At 68.9% G+C, this 18,255-nt stretch carries 18 protein-coding genes; 12 read left to right on the top strand and 6 right to left on the bottom strand.

The annotated features are described in order from the left end of the window. Window positions 1-55 precede the first annotated feature (55 nt). From ACZ6WN_RS00380 to rplI, 7 genes are all read left to right on the top strand, one after another. Window positions 56-376, top strand: coding sequence for a metal-sensitive transcriptional regulator (locus ACZ6WN_RS00380; RefSeq protein WP_008355454.1), 321 nt, complete (start codon window positions 56-58; stop codon window positions 374-376). Window positions 377-410: 34 nt separating this feature from the next. Beyond that, window positions 411-614 (top strand): heavy-metal-associated domain-containing protein, encoded by a 204-nt coding sequence (locus ACZ6WN_RS00375; protein WP_465861963.1) that lies wholly within the window; start codon window positions 411-413, stop codon window positions 612-614. Window positions 615-619: 5 nt separating this feature from the next. Continuing rightward, window positions 620-3,883: a heavy metal translocating P-type ATPase gene (locus ACZ6WN_RS00370; protein WP_465861962.1), complete on the top strand. Its 3,264-nt coding sequence runs from the start codon at window positions 620-622 to the stop codon at window positions 3,881-3,883. A gap of 103 nt (window positions 3,884-3,986) precedes the next feature. Beyond that, window positions 3,987-4,274 (top strand): 30S ribosomal protein S6, encoded by a 288-nt coding sequence (rpsF, locus tag ACZ6WN_RS00365; RefSeq protein WP_091044123.1) that lies wholly within the window; start codon window positions 3,987-3,989, stop codon window positions 4,272-4,274. A 119-nt stretch (window positions 4,275-4,393) separates the two neighbouring features. Next, complete coding sequence (locus ACZ6WN_RS00360) at window positions 4,394-4,984, top strand: single-stranded DNA-binding protein (protein ID WP_465861961.1); 591 nt, start codon at window positions 4,394-4,396, stop codon at window positions 4,982-4,984. Between the two features lie 98 nt (window positions 4,985-5,082). Continuing rightward, entirely contained in the window at window positions 5,083-5,319 is a 237-nt protein-coding gene (rpsR, locus tag ACZ6WN_RS00355; RefSeq protein WP_008355445.1) for a 30S ribosomal protein S18, read from the top strand. An 11-nt stretch (window positions 5,320-5,330) separates the two neighbouring features. Next, window positions 5,331-5,783 carry a 50S ribosomal protein L9 gene (gene rplI, locus ACZ6WN_RS00350; RefSeq protein WP_465861959.1) on the top strand — a complete coding sequence of 151 codons (453 nt, stop codon included), beginning with the start codon at window positions 5,331-5,333 and terminating at the stop codon, window positions 5,781-5,783. 73 nt (window positions 5,784-5,856) lie between these two features. Here the strand turns inward: rplI and ACZ6WN_RS00345 are convergent, their stop codons facing one another. After that, window positions 5,857-6,432: a DinB family protein gene (locus ACZ6WN_RS00345; RefSeq protein WP_465861958.1), complete on the bottom strand. Its 576-nt coding sequence runs from the start codon at window positions 6,430-6,432 to the stop codon at window positions 5,857-5,859. Between the two features lie 58 nt (window positions 6,433-6,490). Next, window positions 6,491-7,843, bottom strand: coding sequence for an MATE family efflux transporter (locus ACZ6WN_RS00340; RefSeq protein ID WP_465863504.1), 1,353 nt, complete (start codon window positions 7,841-7,843; stop codon window positions 6,491-6,493). 473 nt (window positions 7,844-8,316) lie between these two features. Between ACZ6WN_RS00340 and dnaB the strand changes: the two genes are divergently transcribed. The 4 genes from dnaB (at window position 8,317) to ACZ6WN_RS00320 (ending at window position 11,511) form a co-directional block, all read left to right on the top strand. Beyond that, window positions 8,317-9,747: a replicative DNA helicase gene (dnaB, locus tag ACZ6WN_RS00335; RefSeq protein ID WP_396988869.1), complete on the top strand. Its 1,431-nt coding sequence runs from the start codon at window positions 8,317-8,319 to the stop codon at window positions 9,745-9,747. A 117-nt stretch (window positions 9,748-9,864) separates the two neighbouring features. Beyond that, entirely contained in the window at window positions 9,865-10,464 is a 600-nt protein-coding gene (locus ACZ6WN_RS00330; protein ID WP_465861957.1) for a sulfite oxidase-like oxidoreductase, read from the top strand. 26 nt (window positions 10,465-10,490) lie between these two features. Next, entirely contained in the window at window positions 10,491-11,192 is a 702-nt protein-coding gene (locus ACZ6WN_RS00325) for a ferredoxin reductase (RefSeq protein ID WP_465861956.1), read from the top strand. 40 nt (window positions 11,193-11,232) lie between these two features. Then, complete coding sequence (locus tag ACZ6WN_RS00320; protein ID WP_465861955.1) at window positions 11,233-11,511, top strand: DUF6510 family protein; 279 nt, start codon at window positions 11,233-11,235, stop codon at window positions 11,509-11,511. Here ACZ6WN_RS00320 and ACZ6WN_RS00315 read toward each other — a convergent pair. From ACZ6WN_RS00315 to ACZ6WN_RS00305, 3 genes are read right to left on the bottom strand one after another with little or no spacing between them, the layout of a single operon-like run. Further along, window positions 11,480-12,748, bottom strand: a complete 1,269-nt coding sequence (locus ACZ6WN_RS00315; protein ID WP_465861953.1) for a low temperature requirement protein A — start codon at window positions 12,746-12,748, stop codon at window positions 11,480-11,482. The genes ACZ6WN_RS00320 and ACZ6WN_RS00315 overlap by 32 nt on opposite strands. Then, window positions 12,748-13,740 (bottom strand): alpha/beta hydrolase, encoded by a 993-nt coding sequence (locus tag ACZ6WN_RS00310; protein WP_465861952.1) that lies wholly within the window; start codon window positions 13,738-13,740, stop codon window positions 12,748-12,750. The genes ACZ6WN_RS00315 and ACZ6WN_RS00310 overlap by 1 nt, the downstream gene beginning before the upstream one ends. Window positions 13,741-13,745: 5 nt before the next feature. Continuing rightward, the gene (locus tag ACZ6WN_RS00305; protein WP_465861951.1) at window positions 13,746-14,090 is read right to left on the bottom strand and encodes a putative quinol monooxygenase; all 345 of its coding nucleotides are present in this window, start codon (window positions 14,088-14,090) and stop codon (window positions 13,746-13,748) included. Window positions 14,091-14,267: 177 nt separating this feature from the next. On the opposite strand from ACZ6WN_RS00305, the gene ACZ6WN_RS00300 reads away from it, so the two are divergent. Then, window positions 14,268-15,167 carry an AraC family transcriptional regulator gene (locus ACZ6WN_RS00300; protein ID WP_465861949.1) on the top strand — a complete coding sequence of 300 codons (900 nt, stop codon included), beginning with the start codon at window positions 14,268-14,270 and terminating at the stop codon, window positions 15,165-15,167. A gap of 52 nt (window positions 15,168-15,219) precedes the next feature. On the opposite strand, the gene ACZ6WN_RS00295 is transcribed toward ACZ6WN_RS00300, so the two are convergent. Further along, window positions 15,220-18,249, bottom strand: coding sequence for a 3-keto-alpha-glucoside-1,2-lyase-like domain-containing protein (locus ACZ6WN_RS00295; RefSeq protein ID WP_465861947.1), 3,030 nt, complete (start codon window positions 18,247-18,249; stop codon window positions 15,220-15,222). Window positions 18,250-18,255 lie beyond the last annotated feature (6 nt).

The following is an 18,255-nucleotide window of genomic DNA, read 5'->3' as shown; positions in this document are numbered from 1 at the left end:
CCACCGACATCTCCGACGGCTTGACTTCATACCTTACGGGGGTATGGTAGTCCGCATGGACGAGCACACCGGGCCCGAAGGCCACGCGGATCACGGATACCTGCACAACAAGAACAAGGAGGCCTATCTCAAGCGCCTCAAGCGCATCGAAGGTCAGGTGCGCGGGCTGCAGCGGATGGTCGAGGACGAGGCCTACTGCATCGACATCCTCACCCAGGTCTCCGCCTCCACCAAGGCGCTCCAGGCGGTCGCTCTCGGGCTGCTCGACGAGCACCTCGGTCACTGCGTCGCCGGTGCGGTCCAGAACGGTGGCGCCGAGGCCGACGAGAAGCTCGCCGAGGCCTCTGCTGCCATCGCGCGCCTCGTCCGGTCCTGATTGTCAACAATCCAACAACTCTAGGAAGATCCTCATGAGCACCCAGAACTTCACCGTCGTCGGCATGACCTGTGGTCACTGCGTCGCCTCCGTCACCGAGGAGGTCACCGAGATCGCCGGCGTGAGCGACGTCGACGTCGACCTGGCCTCCGGCAACGTCACCGTCACCGCCTCCGAGCCGATCTCTGACGACGCCATCCGTGCGGCCGTCGAAGAGGCCGGCTACTCGCTGGCCTGATCACGATGAGCCCCACCGCCACCACCCCCACAGAGCAGCAGCTCGAGATCGAGGGCATGACCTGCGCGAGCTGCGTGCGCCGTGTCACCAAGGCCATCAGCCGCGTCGAGGGTGTCGAGGACGCCAACGTCAACCTCGCCACCGAGAGCGCCCTGGTGCACTTCGATCCCTCCCGCACCGACCTCGCCGAGATCAGCGCCGCCATCGAGAAGGCGGGCTATCAGGCCGTCCTGCGATCGTCGACTGTCGACAATCCGCAGGAGCCTCAGGCGGACGAGGACGATCGAGACGTACGCCGCGAGACAGAGCTCGTCCAGCTCAAGCGGCGATGGATCACGGCCCTGGTGGTGGGGCTCGGCCTGATGGCCCTGATGTACGTCCCGCTCCCGGTCGACGCCATGGAGCCGGTCATGTCGATCGTGCTCGTCGTCGCCGCGATCACCCAGTGGTGGGCGGGCCGTGACATCTACCTCGCCGCGGCGAGGGGTCTGCGCCACGGCTCGGTCGACATGAACACCCTGGTCACCCTCGGCACCGGCATCGCCTTCGCCTACAGCGCGTTCGTGACCCTGTGGATGGGGCAGGCCGAGGCATGGGGCCTGCCGCTCCACCTCTACTTCGAGACCGCTCTGGTCATCGTCGCGCTGGTGCTGATGGGTCGCTGGCTCGAGGCCCGGGCCAAGTCGCGCACCGCCGACGCCGTCAAGGCCCTCGTCGGCCTGATGCCGGAGACGGCCACCGTCGTCCGTGACGGTCGCGACGTCACCGTCCCGGTCGCGAACCTGAAGGTCGGCGACCGGATCCGCGTGCGCGCCGGGGAGAAGATCCCGGTCGACGGCCGCATCGTCGCCGGGGCGTCCTACGTCGACGAGTCCATGCTCACCGGCGAGAGCGACCCGGTGCGGAAGGCCGAGGGTGACATCGTCATCGGCGCCACGATCAACCAGACCGGCTCGTTCGAGATCGAGGCGACCGCGGTCGGCTCCGAGACCACGCTGGCGCAGATCATCGCGATGGTCGAGTCGGCCCAGGGCTCCGGCACCAAGCTGCAGCGCCTGGCCGACCGGGTCTCCGAGGTGTTCGTGCCCGCCGTCCTGGTCGTGGCCGCTCTGACCTTCGTCGGCTGGCTGGTCCTCGGGCCTGACGCCGAGCGGCTCACCAGCGCCGTCACCGCCGCCATCGCGGTCCTCATCATCGCCTGCCCCTGCGCGCTCGGTCTGGCCACGCCCGCCGCGGTCATGGTCGGCGCCGGTCGCGCCGCCGAGCTCGGCGTACTCGTCGGCTCGGGCGAGACCCTCGAGCGCGCCCGCTCCGTCACCGCCATCGTCTTCGACAAGACCGGCACGATCACCCACGGCAAGCCCGAGGTCTCCGACATCTCCCCGGCCCCGGGCTGGACCCGCGACGAGCTGGTCCGGATCGCCGCCGCCGCCGAGACCGGCAGCGACCACCCCCTCGCCACTGCCCTCCGAGCCCGCGCCAACCCAGCCGAGGCGTCACGCGCGTCGGCCGAAGCGGCGGCTACGTCGGCCGAGAGGTCGCTCGCGTCGGCCGAGCCGTCACTCGGTGACGTTTCGAGCGACGTACGTGACGCCTCGGCCGACGCGCCTGACGTCTCGGCGTTCGAGGCCCACCCGGGACGCGGGATCAGCGCGGTCGTCGACGGGCGACGGGTCGTCGTCGGCAACTCGGCGATGCTGGCCGAGGAGGGCATCGACGCCGCCGACAACGGCTCGGTCCTGGTTGCGGTCGACGGGGCGTACGCCGGGTCGATCCGGGTCGCGGACCAGGTCCGTGACGAGGCCAAGGAGACCGTGCGCCTGCTCGAGGACTCAGGTGTCGAGGTGCACATCCTCAGCGGAGACGCGCCCGCGACGGTGGCGAAGGTGGCCGCCGAGGTCGGCGTACGCCACGCGGCCGGCGGACTCCTGCCCGAGCAGAAGCTCGCCCGGATCAAGCAGCTCCAGGACGAGGGCAAGGTCGTCGCGATGGTCGGCGACGGGATCAACGACGCCCCGGCGCTGGCCCAGGCCGACGTCGGGATCGCGATCGGCACCGGCACCGACGTCGCCCTGGCCGCCTCCGACATCACCTTGGTCGGCGGCGACCTCCGCGGCGTGGTGACCGCGCTGGCGCTCTCCCGCCGCACCGTCGCGACGATCAAGCAGGGCCTGTTCTGGGCGTTCGCCTACAACGTCCTCCTCATCCCCGTCGCCGCGCTCGCCCTCCTCGATCCGGTCCTCGCCGGCGCCGCGATGGCGATGAGCTCGGTCAGCGTGGTCACCAACGCGCTGCGCCTGCGCGGCTTCCGCCGCCCCGAGACGCCCGCGGCGTACGCCGGCCGGGGTTTCGTCACCCGTGTCCGCGACGGCGGATATCTCCTGGTCACGGCCGTGATCGCGATCTCGATCGGAGCCGGCCTGACCTACCTGTCGCGCACCGAGCCGGCGCAGCGCGGGATGAACGGCATCCTGGAGTGGGCGCAGGGGATGAGCCCGATGCGACCGTCGATGACGGAGATGCACGAGAACGACATCGCCCCTGTCACCTCCGACGAGTCCGGCATCGACGTCGCGATCACGCGGCAGGAGGGCGGGCTCCGGTTCCTCCTCACGGACGCCGCGACCGGCGACCCGGTGACCGACCTCGGTCGCACCCACCAGGCCTGGATGCATGTCATCGTGACCAGCCAGGACCTCTCCTGGTTCCGCCACCTCCACGCCGAGCCGACCGGCCGTCCGGGCGAGCTCGAGACCGACGTGACCTTCCCCGCCGGAGGCACCTACCGCATCGACACCGAGTTCCGCCGCCGGGCCGACATGGCCGATGTGCTCGACCGGCAGCAGCTCACCGTCGAAGGTACGCAGCCCCCGGCCGTCCCGCTGGAGGCGAGCCCGAGATCGTCGACTGTCGACAATCTCACCGTCACGCTCGAGGGCACGCCGGTCGCCGACCAGCAGAGCGACCTGCACTTCAGGTTCACGGACAGCACCGGAAAGATTGTCGACGATCTACAGCCCTACCTCGGGGCGGCCGGCCACGTCGTGGTCATGAGCGCGGACGGCAAGACCTTCGTGCACGGCCACGCCGAGGGCGACGAGCTGGCGGTCCCCGGCGCCTCGTTCGGGCCCGAGCTCGGGCTGCACCTGGACGTGCCGAAGGCCGGTCTCTACCGCCTCTGGGCGCAGTTCCGCCTCGGCGACGGCGAGGTGATCACGGTGCCGTTCACGGTGGAGGCTGTGGATTCGGCCGCGGAAACCGCTGGTTGATACCCTGACGCGTCCCCTTCCACAGATGGATGTGAGACATCGCATCAGCCCTCCTGCCATGGAGAGACCATGGCCGCCGAGTCCGTAGGAGGTGGAGAACGCTATGCGCGCCTATGAAGTAATGGTGATCCTCGAGCCCAGCCTCGATGAGCGCACCGTCGCCCCGACCCTTGACAAGTTCCTGAAGGTCGTCACCACTGATGGTGGCACCGTCGAGAACGTTGACGTCTGGGGACGCCGTCGTCTGGCCTATGAGGTCAACAAGAACGCCGAGGGCATCTACGCCGTCGTCAACCTGACCGCCGAGCCCAAGACCGTTCTGGAGCTCGACCGCCAGCTTGGCCTCAACGAGCAGATCCTGCGTACGAAGGTCATCCGCCCGTCCAAGTGACGCGGATGTCACCGTCGGAATTGTCGGTGCGGGGCCCTATCTTTGGGCTCTAGGCCAATTCATCTGAGTTTGGACTCCTGACCGACACCGACACCCAGATCAGACCAAAGGGAGATCTCATGGCAGGCGACACCGTCATCACCGTGATCGGCAACCTCACCGACGACCCGGAGCTTCGCTTCACGCCGTCGGGTGCAGCCGTTGCCAACTTCACGATTGCTTCGACGCCCAGCAGCTTCAACCGGCAGACCAACGCGTGGGAGGACGGGGAGACCCTCTTCCTGCGCTGCTCGATCTGGCGCCAGGCTGCTGAGAACGTCGCCGAGTCCCTGCAGCGCGGCATGCGTGTCGTCGCTCAGGGCCGCCTGAAGTCGAGGTCCTACGAGACGCGTGAGGGCGAGAAGCGCACTGTCTTCGAGCTCGAGTGCGACGAGATCGGTCCCTCGCTCCGCTACGCGACCGCCAAGGTCACCAAGGCCAGCCGCCAGTCCGGCGGCCAGGGTGGCGGCGGCGGTTACAACCAGGGCGGTGGCTACAACCAGGGCGGCGGCTACGGCGGCCCCCAGGGCGGTGGCCAGCAGGCTCCGGCCGGTGGCAACGACCCGTGGGCCTCGCCGGCTCCGCAGCAGCCCGCCAACGCGGGCGGCGGCGCGCCGGCCAACGACCCGTGGGCGACCCCGGGCGTGGGCAACGACGAGCCTCCCTTCTGATCAGCAACAAACCAATCCCGAATCCCTCAACCATTCCGGCACTCACCCCATATGCCGCTCCGCGGCGGGGGCCGGGCTTCTAGAAAGGAAGCACCACAATGGCCAAGGCAGTGATTCGCAAGCCTAAGAAGAAGGTTTGCCAGTTCTGCAAGGAGAAGGCGACCGGTGTCGACTACAAGGACGCCACCCTGCTCCGTAAGTTCATCTCCGACCGCGGCAAGATCCGCGCCCGCCGCGTGACCGGCAACTGCGTCCAGCACCAGCGCGACGTGGCCATCGCCGTCAAGAACGCGCGCGAGGTTGCTCTGCTGCCCTACACCTCCACCGGTCGCTGAGGAGGATCGACATGGCTACCAAGATCATCCTTCAGCAGGAGGTCACCGGGCTGGGTTCCGCCGGTGACGTCGTCGAGGTCAAGGACGGCTACGCCCGCAACTACCTGATCCCGCGTGGCGACGCCATCCGGTGGAGCCGCGGCGCCGAGTCGCAGGCCGAATCCATCAAGGCTGCGCGCTCGGCTCGCTCCGTGCGCGACGAGGCTCACGCCGCCGAGATCAAGGGCAAGCTCGAGGCCAGCACGGTCAACGTGAAGGTCCGCTCCGGCAAGGACGGCCGCCTCTACGGCGCCGTCACCGCCGCCGACATCGCCTCCGCGGTCTCCGAGACCACCGGCGAGTCGATCGACAAGCGCACCATCGCGCTGGGCAACCCGATCAAGGCGCTCGGTGCTCACGAGGTCTCCGTCAAGCTCCACGACGAGGTGTCCGCCAAGCTGGCCCTCAACGTGGTCCCCGCTTGATCTAGGGATTCCCCACAGGCCCGCCTCCTTCGGGAGGCGGGCCTGTTCGTTTTCGCCGAGAAGCCGCCTCGGGTCAGAACTTGTTCGCGATCTCGGTCAGCTTGGCGACATACGCCGGCCAGTCGTACTCCGAGGGAACGTTGTCGCCGGGCTTGCGCCAGCCGACCGCGCCGTCCGCCTCCTCACGGAGGATGTCTGCCTGTCCACCGTGACCGGCGAGGTCGGCGAAGAGGTGGACGAGGATCTGGTGCAGGGTGACTTCCTCGCCGCCCCAGTGCGGTACGTGGCCGACGGCGTCCAGCGGCAGCGCCTCGATCGTCTCGTCGCCGTGGGCGATGACCCGACGGTAGAGATCGATGATGCCCTCGATGGTCTCGTCCTCGGTGGCGTACCAGTCCGCCTGCGGGTCGATCTCGAAGGCCTCGTCCGAGATCAGCTCCTCGGGATGCGGGAACGGACGGCCGAACGTCGCCCCGAGGTAGACGGCCTCGACCCCGGTCACATGCTTGATGATGCCGAGGAGGTTGGTGCCGGTCGGCGTACGCGGCAGCCGCGCCTCGCGCTCCGAGAGGCCCTCGACCTTGGAGATCAGCGCCTCGCGGCGCGCATCGATGTACGTCTTCAGTGTGCTCTTCGGATCGGCAGGCATGACCTGACCTTCGCGCCAAGCCGGATCCGGCGCAACCGAGTATGGGTCGTCGGCGGGCTCAGACGCCGGTGACCAGCCAGCGGTCGCTTCGGGCACGGAGCGTCAGCACCACGAAACGCGCGCCCATGAAGCCGACGGCAAAGGTGATCCACACCCACACCAGCCCACCACCGAGCGCGACGGCCAGGGCGACGAGCGGGACATAGGCGACCAGGGTCCAGACCCCACCCCAGGCGAGGTAGCGCCCGTCGCCGGCGCCGATGAGCACCCCGTCGAGGACGAAGACGACGCCCGCGATCGGCTGCGCGATCGCCGCCACGAGCACGACCGGCACCAGCAGCTCCCGCACTGCTTCGTCCTCGGTGAAGAGCGCGCCGAGGAACGGCGCGAGAGCAGCCAGGAGTACGCCGGCCGCGACCCCGATCACGACGCCCCACCACACCATCCGGGCCGTGATGGCCCGGGTCTCCCCGATATCGCCGGCTCCCAGCGACCGTCCGGTCAGCGCCTGTGCGGCGATCGCGATCGCATCGAGCACGAACGCCAGGAACGTCCACAGCGTGAAGGCGATCTGGTGGGTCGCCAGCCCGACCGCCTGGTCGCCGACGGCGAGATGGGTGACGGCGTAGGTCGTCACCAGGAGCGCCATGCGCAGCGTCAGCGTACGGACCACGAGGGCCACGCCGGCCCGGGCCGAGGCCCGGATCCCGGGCGCATCCGGGCGAAGGGGGACGTCCTGGCCGCGGGCGGCCCGCACCACGACGTACGTCAGCATCCCGGCCGCCAGCACCTGCGCGATCACCGAGCCGATCGCCGAGCCTGCGATGCCGAGCCCGGCGCCGTAGACGAGGGCGAGGTTGAGCACGATGTTGAGTACGTTGGCGACGACCGCCGCGACCAGCGGGGTCTTGGTGTCCTGCAGCCCACGGAGCACCCCGGTGGCCGCGAGCATCATCAGCAGCGGCGTCACCCCGAGGACGGCGATCCGGAGGTAGGTCGTCGCCGGCCCGACCACTTCGTCGCCCGCGCCGACCGCCCGGCTGAGCGGCTCGGCCAGAACCATGACCGGGACCGTGACGACGACCCCGATGATGACCGCGAGCCAGATTCCGTCGATGCCCTGCCGCAGCGCACCGGCGGTGTCGCCGGCGCCGATGCGGCGGGCGACCGATGCGGTGGTGCCGTACGCGAGGAAGACGCAGAGACCGACGATCGTCTGCAGCACGACGCCCGCGACGCCGAGGCCGGCGAGCTCGCGGGTGCCGAGGTGGCCGACGATCGCGGAGTCCGCCAGCAGGAAGAGCGGCTCGGCGACGAGGGCCAGGAAGGCAGGGATCGCGAGCCGCCAGATCTCCTTGTCGAGGCCCCGGCGGTCGGTCTTCGAGTAGGTCTTCGCATCCGCCGGGCTCATCACGGTCTCAAGGTTAAGCACCGTCGGCGCGGAGCGTTTTCCAGGGCAGGTGGAAAACCTGTGGAAAACGTCGTTGCGGCGCTATGTCGACAAAACGCCCAAGCGTGTACGACGATCTCGGCGATGAACGCCGACGGGTTGTCGACTTTCTTTCGTCCACAGCCTATGGACAACAAAACAGCAGGTCAGACATGGTTTACCCATGAGGTGACCCTAGTTATGCACAGGCGGCTCCCCAGGCTGTTCACATTGACCAGGGTCTCGTCCACCGCTATCCCCTGGTTATCCCCAGGGCCTGTGGATAACCCCCTGTCGCCGATGTGGCATGCGACGTAAGGTCGCGGAGACTTGAGGTGTCGTCGAGGGTCGGCCCAGGACTGTGTGAACAGAACTGTCGGTGCCGACCCGTAGCGTGGGACCGAATCGACCGAGATCACGCCGCGACGATCCGAAGACCACGGAGGGGCAAGGGAATGAGCGTCACTGAGACCGGCTCGATGAACGGTCCGGGTGACTTCCCGGAGCCGCCGTTCGAGGAGTGGGGCGACGGCCCCGCGGCGTACGAGCCGGGCAACGCTCCGCGCGCGGTCAACGACCGCACACCTCCGCAGGACATGGCTGCCGAGCAGGCCGTCCTCGGCTCGATGCTGATCTCCAAGGACGCGATCGCCGACGTCTCCGAGACGCTGCGCGGCACCGACTTCTACCGTCCGACCCATGAGTCGATCTACGACTCGATCCTCGATCTCTACAGCCGCGGCGAGCCGGCCGACATGGTCACCGTCGCCGACGACCTGCGCCGCAAGGGCGAGCTGGAGCGCATCGGCGGAGCGCCCTACCTGCACACGCTCGCCTCCAACGTCCCGATCGCCGCCAACGCCGCCTATTACGGCGAGATCGTCCGCGACAAGTCCGTCCTGCGCCGCCTGGTCGAGGCCGGCACCAAGATCGTGCAGATCGGCTACGCCGGCGAGGGCGAGGTCGACAACATCGTCGACGAGGCCCAGGCCGAGGTCTTCAAGCTCACCGACAAGCGCTCAGGTGAGGACTACTCCCCGCTCGCCGACATCATGGACGGCGTCCTGGACGAGATCGAGGCGATCTCCAACCGCGAGGCCGGTCTCTACGGTGTCCCCACCGGCTTCGCCGACTTCGACGAGCTCACCAACGGCTTCCACTCCGGCCAGATGATCATCGTCGCGGCGCGACCCGCGATGGGTAAGTCGACGCTGGCCCTCGACTTCTGCCGGGCCGCCTCGATCCACAACAACCTGACCAGCGTCTTCTTCAGCCTGGAGATGAGCCGCTCCGAGATCACCATGCGTCTCCTGAGCGCCGAGGCGAAGGTGCCGCTCAACCACATCCGCAACGGCAACATGTCCGACGACGACTGGAACAAGCTGGCCCGCAAGATGGGCGAGGTCTCCAGCGCGCCGATGTTCATCGACGACAGCCCCAACATGACGATGATGGAGATCCGCAGCAAGGCCAGAAGGCTCAAGCAGCGCCACGATCTCCGGCTCATCGTCATCGACTACCTCCAGCTGATGAGCTCCGGCAAGAAGGTCGAGTCCCGTCAGCTCGAGGTCTCGGAGTTCTCCCGCCAGATCAAGCTGCTGGCCAAGGAGCTCGAGGTCCCGATCATCGCGCTGTCCCAGCTCAACCGTGGTTCCGAGCAGCGCGCCGACAAGCGCCCCGCCGTCTCCGACCTCCGTGAGTCAGGCTCGCTGGAGCAGGACGCCGACATGGTCGTCCTCCTCCACCGCGACGACGTCTACGAGAAGGAGTCGACCCGCCCCGGCGAGGCCGACGTGATCATCGCCAAGCACCGTAACGGCCCCACCCGCGACCTCGTCGTCGCCTTCCAGGGTCACTACAGCCGCTTCGTCGACATGGCCCACTGACGCCTCGGTCGACGCCGAGCTCGTTCCCACCACCGAGGCCGAGGTTTCGAACTACGCTGCGATGGGACGCGGCACCCGACAGCCGCTGACCCTCTAGAGAAGGGTAGGTGGCTTGAGATGGTGCACGTGACGCGCGGCTTCACGGGCAGGCACCCTGCACAAGACGATCGACTGCCTCCTGGGCAATACCTGACCGACGACTTTCCCGTGCTGTCCGCCGGCCCGACACCCGCCATCCGGAGGGACGAGTGGACGTTCAGCGTGAGGGACGGAAACCAGGCCCTGCGATCCTGGACATGGGACGAGTTCATAGCCCTGGACGCCCAGGACATCACGGTCGACATCCACTGCGTGACGCGCTGGAGCAGACTGGACACCACCTGGACAGGTGTCGCCATCGACGATCTCCTGGCAGACGTCGACACCGCGGCCGAGTACGTGCTGGCTCGCTCCTACGGCGGCTACACCACGAACCTTCCGCTCGAGGACCTGCTCGACGGCAAGGCCTGGATCGTCTACGAACACGACGGTGACGACCTCCCCGCCGAGCACGGCGGACCAGCTCGGCTTCTGGTCCCGCACCTGTATTTCTGGAAGTCCGCCAAGTGGATCAAGAGCCTCGATCTCGTCGAGGACGACGACCCGGGCTTCTGGGAGTCGCTCGGCTATCACGACTACGGCGACCCATGGCGCGAGCAGCGATACCAGGGCGACTAGGAGCGCGGCGCTGGCAGAGCGCCACCGTGACCGAAAGTCGCGCGGAGACGGCCACGGCCCACACCTTGTCCCTGCGGGTCGACGAATGGAACGGTCACCTGCCCGGGCAGCACGTCGATGTGCGGCTGACCGCCCCGGACGGCTACCAGGCCGTACGCAGCTACTCACTCGCGGCGCCGGCCGACGACGGCGTCATCGAGATCACCGTGCAGCGCCTGCCCGGAGGCGAGGTCTCCGCCTTCCTCACCGATATCGCCATGATCGGCGACCAGCTCGAGATCCGAGGCCCCCTCGGCAACTGGTTCGTGTGGGATCAGGAGGACCCCTCGCCTGTCCTCCTCGTCGCGGGCGGATCGGGCGTCGTTCCCCTCATGTCCATGATCCGTGCTCGCGATCGAGCCGACATCCAGACCCCACTTCGCCTCGTCCACTCCGTGCGAACCCCGCAGGATCGCATCTACGGAGACGAACTCACCCGGCTCGCCGCCCAGGCCGGAGGGCCTTCGGTGACCTGGCTCTACACACGCACCGCACCACCGACCGAGACGCGTCCGCCAGGTCGACTCCGCCCGAGCGATCTCGACGACGGAAACGACTGGACGTCGGGTGCGACGCCCACCTGCTTCGTCTGCGGCCCCACCGGTTTCGTCGAAGAGGCGGCGAACCACCTGCTCGCAGCCGGGCACCCTGCCGACCGGATCCGTACCGAACGTTTCGGCGGCCGGTGAGCGAGACCACTGCACGAGTCATGGAAAGGAAACCCCTGTCATGAGCGAACATCGGGACGGCAACGCGCTAGCAGGACCGCTCGCCGACATCTTCACCGTCGAAGCCACCACCGCCCAGGTGCGGTGCCGAGCCTGTGGGCTGTCGACGACGCTGGCCGAACTCGTCGTCTACGGTCCCGAGCCGGGCTACGTGGGCCGCTGCCCAGGGTGCACCGAGTACGTCATCCGCGTGGCGACGACGCCCTCAGGCACCTGGCTCGACCTCGCCGGAGCCACCTCGTTCCACTTCACCTCGACGGTCGACGTTCCGATCCGCTGAGAGCGTGCGGAGCGAGCGCAGCTGCTAGATCGCGGTGTCCGACGAGCTCGAACCCCGCGATGGGGATCACGGCCGCGGCCGCGATCACCGCCAGGCCCACGGCGATGGAGGCGCCCGCCGCGACCAGGACGACCGCCAGAGCGGTCACCGCCGAGGTGCCGATGATCAGGCCGAGGTGTCGACGGTTGCCGACCCTGACCAGGGTGCCCCACTGGGCGTACAGCATCCAGACGAAGATCACGAGGGGGATCGCCACGGTCAGGACGGTGGGCACGGCCCCGATCTGGCAGTCGTGCTCGAGGCGGAGTGCGGCGACGTGCAAGCCGGCACCGACAGCCACGATCGCGCCCACGATGACGTGGTGTCCGTAGGACCAGAAGAACACCCGCTCCCGGTGGACTCGCAGGACGAGTGCCGAGGGGACGGTGAAGTACATCCACCACATCGCCAGCGTGAGGCCGATGCCCGCGGTCACGGTCGCGGCCGCCTCGATGCTCCAGCCGGCGGGACCGTGCACCGTCGCCGACACCGCGGCGACGGTGCCGAAGACGACCTCGCCGAGGGCGACGATGACCAGGAGGCCGTAGCGCTCCGCAACGTGGTCGGCGTTCCACGGAGTCCCGCCCTTCCCGCGCTGCGCAACCACCGGCCCGACCGTCTCGATCGCGAGCAGCGCCACTCCGATGGCTGCCGCAGCGGGCAGCGGGAGGGCAGCCGCCACGAGGAAGGTCCATCCTGCCTGGGCGATGGCGATGGTCCAGAAGTACGTCATCAGTGCGGGCCGCCGGATCGGGTCGCTGCGCGCCGCCCGCAGCCACTGGAGTGCCATCGGCACGCGCATGACGACGTAGCCGCCGACCACGATGCCGTAGCCACCGTTCTCGTCACCGGCGAACGAGGCGAACATTTCGGGCAGCCCGAGTGCGACGATGACGACGCCCACCATCTGCACCATGGTGGTGAGCCGACAGATCCAGTCGTCCTCGTCGTAGGCCGAGGCGAACCAGGTGTAGCTGCCCCAGGCCCACGAGATCAGAACGACCCCGAGGCCGAACCCGACGATCCCGGCCGTTGCCCGGCCCGCCGCGACGTGGTGCGCCAGCTCGTCAGCGGCTTGCCCGAAGGCGACGATGAAGACCAGGTCGTACAGCAGCTCCAGCGGCGTGGCCGATCGGTGCTGCTCGGCCGGCGAGCGACCCGTCAGACTGCGGCGGCGGTGTGCCAGTGGGGCGGCCATCAGCTCGTGAGCCCCGGGTCTCGGAGCACGCGCGCGAGCCAGTCGCTCCGGGCAGCACGGGCCGCCCGCGCTACCCGGGTCTGGGGGAAGAGGGCATCGAAACCGTGGAAGCCGCCGGCCCAGACGTGGAGCTCGGCCCGCCCGCCCGCCGCCCAGATGCGGGACGCGTACGCGACATCCTCGTCGCGGAAGACCTCGGCACTACCGGCGTCGACATAGGTGGTCGGGAGCCCGGCGAGATCCTCGGCGAGCGCCGGCGAGACGTATTCGGGCACCTCGCCACGGTCGGCAACGTCGCCGAGGACCGATCGCCAGCCGAACTCGTTGGCTTCGCGGGACCAGACGCCGGGACCGGTGAACTGGCGGCTGGACTCCGTCGTGTTGCGATGGTCGAGCATGGGACAGATCAAGACCTGCGCCACGATCGCCGGGCCCTGTCGATCGCGCGCGAGAAGCGTGGTGCCGGCCGCGAGCCCGCCACCGGCGCTCGTACCGGCCACGATGATGCGAGCGGGATCGATACCGAGCTCGTCCGCGTGCGACGCCACCCAGCTGAGACCGGTGTAGCAGTCCTCCACGAGCGTGGTTCCCGACGCCTCGGGGGCGAGGCGGTAGTCGACCGACACCACGGTGGCGCCGAAGGTCCGCAGCCAGTCGAGCGGGATGTCGATCTGCGAGAAGCGGTCACCCATGACCATCCCACCGCCGTGCACCCAGTAGACGCACGGTGCTGCCGGGCGGGCTTCGTCGCCCGTGGCCGGGGTGAGGACGGTGAGAGGGATGGGTACGCCGTCGAAGCTGGGGACGGTGATGTCGCGCCTGCTCAGGTCGTGCCCGGCCAGCGCCACCTCGGCGTCGACGGTCGCGAAGGGGCGAATCGCGGGAAGAGTCTCCGCGTCGAGAGGAGGGATCTCGGGCATCTCGGCAAGCAGGGCGTCGAGCTCCGGATCGAGACCCGGGCGGGCGGTCGTCACGGCGGCCAGTTCGTTCATCGCGATCACCGGCCCGGGGTGGAGGGGGCCGTGGCCGGGGCGAGGATCGCCTTGCCACCCAGCGGGACGAAGTCGGCGTACGTCGAGTCGGCGACGAGCTCGGCGAAGCGGGCGATGTAGTCCTGCGACTCGGGGTCGTCGAAGACGGTGTGGTGCACCTCCTCGCTCACCCAGCCCTCGACGAGGTGGACCACGTCGGGCTGGGTGGCCGACCGGCTGACCAGGAACACCAGGCAGCCCTCGTGTGCCGAGGGCCCGACGGTGGGACCGGAGAGCAGGAGCTCGACGAGCTCGTCCGCCTTCCCCTCCTTGGCGGTCATGGTCGCCTGGAATCCGTACTCGATGTTCATCGCTGTCGCCTCTCGGGTGGTGTGCCCGCACCGATCGGTGCGGGGCTTTTCGACCCGTTCAGCGAACCAGTCCGGGCTCTCGCGGCGTGAGACCAGACATTGCAGATGATTGCCTGATCCTGCTCGACAAAGCAGAACCAGGCGACGACGGCCAGGTGGGCGACGTACCTTCTTCACGTGACCGACACCCCGCTCGAGGAGCTGCGACGACGCATCGAGAAGCACGCCCGTCCTGACCAGACGACCCCGATCGAGGGGATGCTGCTCGCCCGCGCCGATGCGGTGGAGGCACCGTCGACCAACGGTTCCGGCACGGTCTTCGCGCTGATCACCCAGGGGCGCAAGCGGATCTCGGTGGGCGATCGCGTCCTCGAGTACGGTCCGGGGCAGTACCTCGTCGCCTCCGTCGACGTCCCGATCACCGGTCACTACAGCGAAGCCTCTCCGGACCGGCCCGCACTCGGATTCGGGCTGGTGCTGCGGCCAGCCGCCATTGCGTCACTGCTGCTGGAGGCGCCACCCGGGGTCGTGCCGGTGCGGACCAGCGCTGCTCCTCCTGCGATCGGTGTCGCCGATGCCGAGCCCGAGCTGGTCGATGCCGTCGTACGGATGGTGCGCCTCCTCGACCGGCCGCAGGACCGGGCGGTGCTCGCGCCGATGGCCGAGCGGGAGATCCTCTGGCGGCTGCTCACCGGCCCGCTCGGAGCGAACCTCGCCCAGATCGGGATCGCCGACAGCTGCACCACCCAGATCAGCCGCGCAGTGCGGTGGATCACCGAGAACTACGCCGAACCGTTCCGCGTCGACGACCTCGCCGGCAGCTGCGGGCTGAGCGTCTCCGCGTTCCATCGCAAGTTCCAGGGCGTCACAGCGCTCAGCCCGATCCAGTTCCAGAAGCAGATCCGGCTCCACCAGGCACGACTGCTCCTGGTCGCCGGAGCCGACGACGTCGCGACGGTCGCGCATCGCGTCGGCTACGACAGCGCCACCCAGTTCAACCGCGAGTACCGCCGTCGCTACGGCGAGGCCCCTGGCCGCGACACCAGCCGGCTGAGGAGAGCGTCCGCGCCGGCGTGAGCACACTCCTCGTGTCGAGGAGGCGCCCCGCCGGCGCGAACGCTGATCGACGTCAGTCGGTGAGCTCCTTCACCTGGACGTTGCGGTAGTAGACGGTCTCACCTCCGCCGTGGTTCTGCAGGCCGACGAAACCGGCCAGGTCGCGGGCGGGGTCGGTGCTGGTGAAGTCGTTCACCAAGGTCCCGTTGAGGAAGACCTTGATCGTCGACCCCTCGACTCGGATGTCGTACGAGTTCCATGACCCGACCGGCCTGAGGGCGGCCGCGACCGCCTCGGGGTCGGCACCCTGGAAGGTGTAGATCGCGCCGGTGGTGCGGTCGGCGGCGTCGGAGGCGTCGATCTGGATCTCGTAGCCCTGGTTGACCGCGACCCACGGGTCGTTGCCGGGGTTGGGGAAGCCGACGAAGACGCCGCCGTTGTCATCGCGGAGCAGCTTCCAGTCGAGCTTCAGGCTGTACTCGCTGAACTCCTGCTCGGCGTACCACAGCAGGCCCAGACCGTTGGTCGTACGCAGCGAGCAGTCGTCCTGCCGGCCGAACGAGCCCGGTCCGGCCATCCGCCACGAGGCCAGCGAAGCCAGGGTTCCGTCGAAGAGCGACTGATAGCCCCGGGCGGGTCGCTGCGGCGTACAGATGTCCTCGCCGCCGCCGATCTTGAGGGCGTCGAAGTTGACGTTCCCCTCGTCACCCTCGTCGTAGCGGAGCGTGATCCGGTTGACCCCGGCTTTCAGCTTCATCGCCCGGGTCGCGGTCCCCCAGGTCTGCCAGTCGCCGGTGGACTCCAGCGCCCACGGCTCGACCTCGGTGCCGTTGAGGTGGACCGAGACCCGCTTCGTGCCGGGCGCCGGGTCGGGGCCGTTGGCGTAGCGCAGCCGGACCGGGTACGTCCCGGCGCGAGCGACCTTCGCGTCGAAGGTGACCGAAGCGCCGACGTTGCCGAAGCCGTCCACGAACCCGGAACCGGAGTAGCCGTTGTGCTCGACCGCGACGTTGGCGCTGCCACGCAGGGTCGCCTGTTCCGCCTCGAGGTAGTTGCGGTCGGCGGGCGACTGATAGCCGGGAATCGAGTTGAGCGTGTACCAGGCCTCGGTGTTCCACAGCTCGTCCCCGCCCACGGCGGTGAACGGCCGCGGCGAGCGCAGGTGCACGACCCGGCCCTCTTCCAGGCCCTCCACGGTGAGCTTCACCGACGTACGATCGGCGGACACCTCGGCACCGGAGACGAACAAGGGACGCTCGTCGATCTTCGGCCCGCCGTAGGTCGGCCTCGGCGCGTAGCGCCAGTGGGTCATCCGGAACGCGGCGTTCGGATCGGCGGCGATCTTGTCGACCGTCTCCTGGGACAGCGGCTGGGTGTAACGGATCTTGAACCCGTCGCGGGTGGCGCGCATCGAGAGCATGTCGAACGCCGAGCCGTCGCCCGGACTCATCCGCTGCAGGCCGTAGCGGAGCTTGCCGGGCTCGCTCCAGTTACCGGCCTCGCCGATGCCACCGACGTAGATGGAACCGTCGGGACCGAGCAGGCTGCGGTTCACCCCCGCCTCGAGGCCCGCGGAGTAGCGGAAGACCGCGCCCTGGTACTCGCCGTCGACCTTCTCCAGGAAGCCGCGCTGCAGGCCGCCGTAGGTGACGTCGCCGAAGACCAGCTGACCGGCGTACGCGCCCTTCTTCAGCATCACGGGGCTGCTGGGGGAGTTGCCGATCTCGCCCTGCGGCACCCACAGGGTCGGGTCGGTCACCGGCTGGTCGTCGAACGGGCCGGCCGGGTTGGTGTAGTGGTTGAAGAACCGACCCGGCTCGACGTGCACCAGCTTGGAGCTGGGCAGCCAGGCGCCCTGGTTGTCCATCACGAACAGGTCGCCGCCGGGTCCGCGCACCATCCCGTTGGGCGTACGCAGCCCGCCGGCGAGGTAGGTGATCGCACCGGTCTTGCGCGAGATCTTCAGCGTGGTCCCGCGGTTGCTCGCCGGCTGCGGGTCGGTCGTCGCCCCGCCGAAGTCGATCGCGACGGAGAGGTTGACGTAGAAGCTCTCCTTGTCGTGGAGGAGGCCGAAGGCGAACTCGTGGAAGTTCTCGCCGAAGGGCCACTCCGCCACCTTCCGGTGCTCGTCGTAGAAGCCGTCCCCGTCGGGGTCGGTCAGCTCGGTGAGCTGGTCGCGCTCGGAGACGAAGATCGACTCACCGATGACGGCCACGCCCATCGGGTTGAACAGGTCGGTCGCGACCTTCTCGACCGTGACGTCCTCGGGTCCGGTGGCGGTGCGGGCGTTGCTGAGCAGGAAGATCTCGCCGGGCTCGGGGTCCTCCACCCAGCCCGAGGGGCTCACGGACCCGGATGTCACCACGGCGAGCCGGCCGTCCGTCGCCCAGTCCAGCGCGGACACCATCGGCTCGAAGCCGTCCGGCCGCAGGTCGGTGAGGTCGTACGCCGGGTGGACGCTGTCCAGCTGCATGCCGTCGCCGGCGGTGTCGTTCTGCCCCTCGCAGTACTTCGTGCCCGGTGCGGTCACCCGCACCACGCCTGCCTCGGTGCTCAGGACGTCGGTCGGCACCAGCGAGAAGTCAGCGGCGCCCGGCGGACGCCACTGCAGCCGCAGCACCTCGCCGCCGCCGTCCTCGAAGTGCTCCACGCGCAGGTCGTGGTAGCCCTCGCTCAGGGTGACGGCACCGTCCTTGGCAGTCTCCCCGTGAAGCCCGTCGTGGTCGATGACCTCGGTGCCGTCGATGACCAGTCGGGAGCCGTCGTCGCTGATCAGCCGGAAGTTGTACGTCCCGGCAGCGTCGATGCGCAGGTTGGCCAGGGCGTGCGAGATGAACCTGTCGGCGAGGCCGAAGTCGGCCGGCGAGTCGTAGTCGATGACCGAGGTGAGCTTGTCGACGTTGGGTGTCTGGCCCGCGCGCAGCGTGCAGAGCTGGTCGATCGGCCGACTCATGTCGTAGGTGCGCAGCGTGACGCCGGGCTCCTGTGGTGGTAGCTCCGCCTCCTCGGCGGCGGCCGCGGGGCCGCTGCCGAGCAGCGCGGCCACGACTGACAGGCCGACGAGTGGGCCGAGCACGGCCCTGGACGGGGGGACATGGATCATGGGGGC

This window comes from Nocardioides sp. NPDC054178 (assembly GCF_055585005.1).
This window is presented reverse-complemented; position numbering and strand designations above follow the sequence as displayed.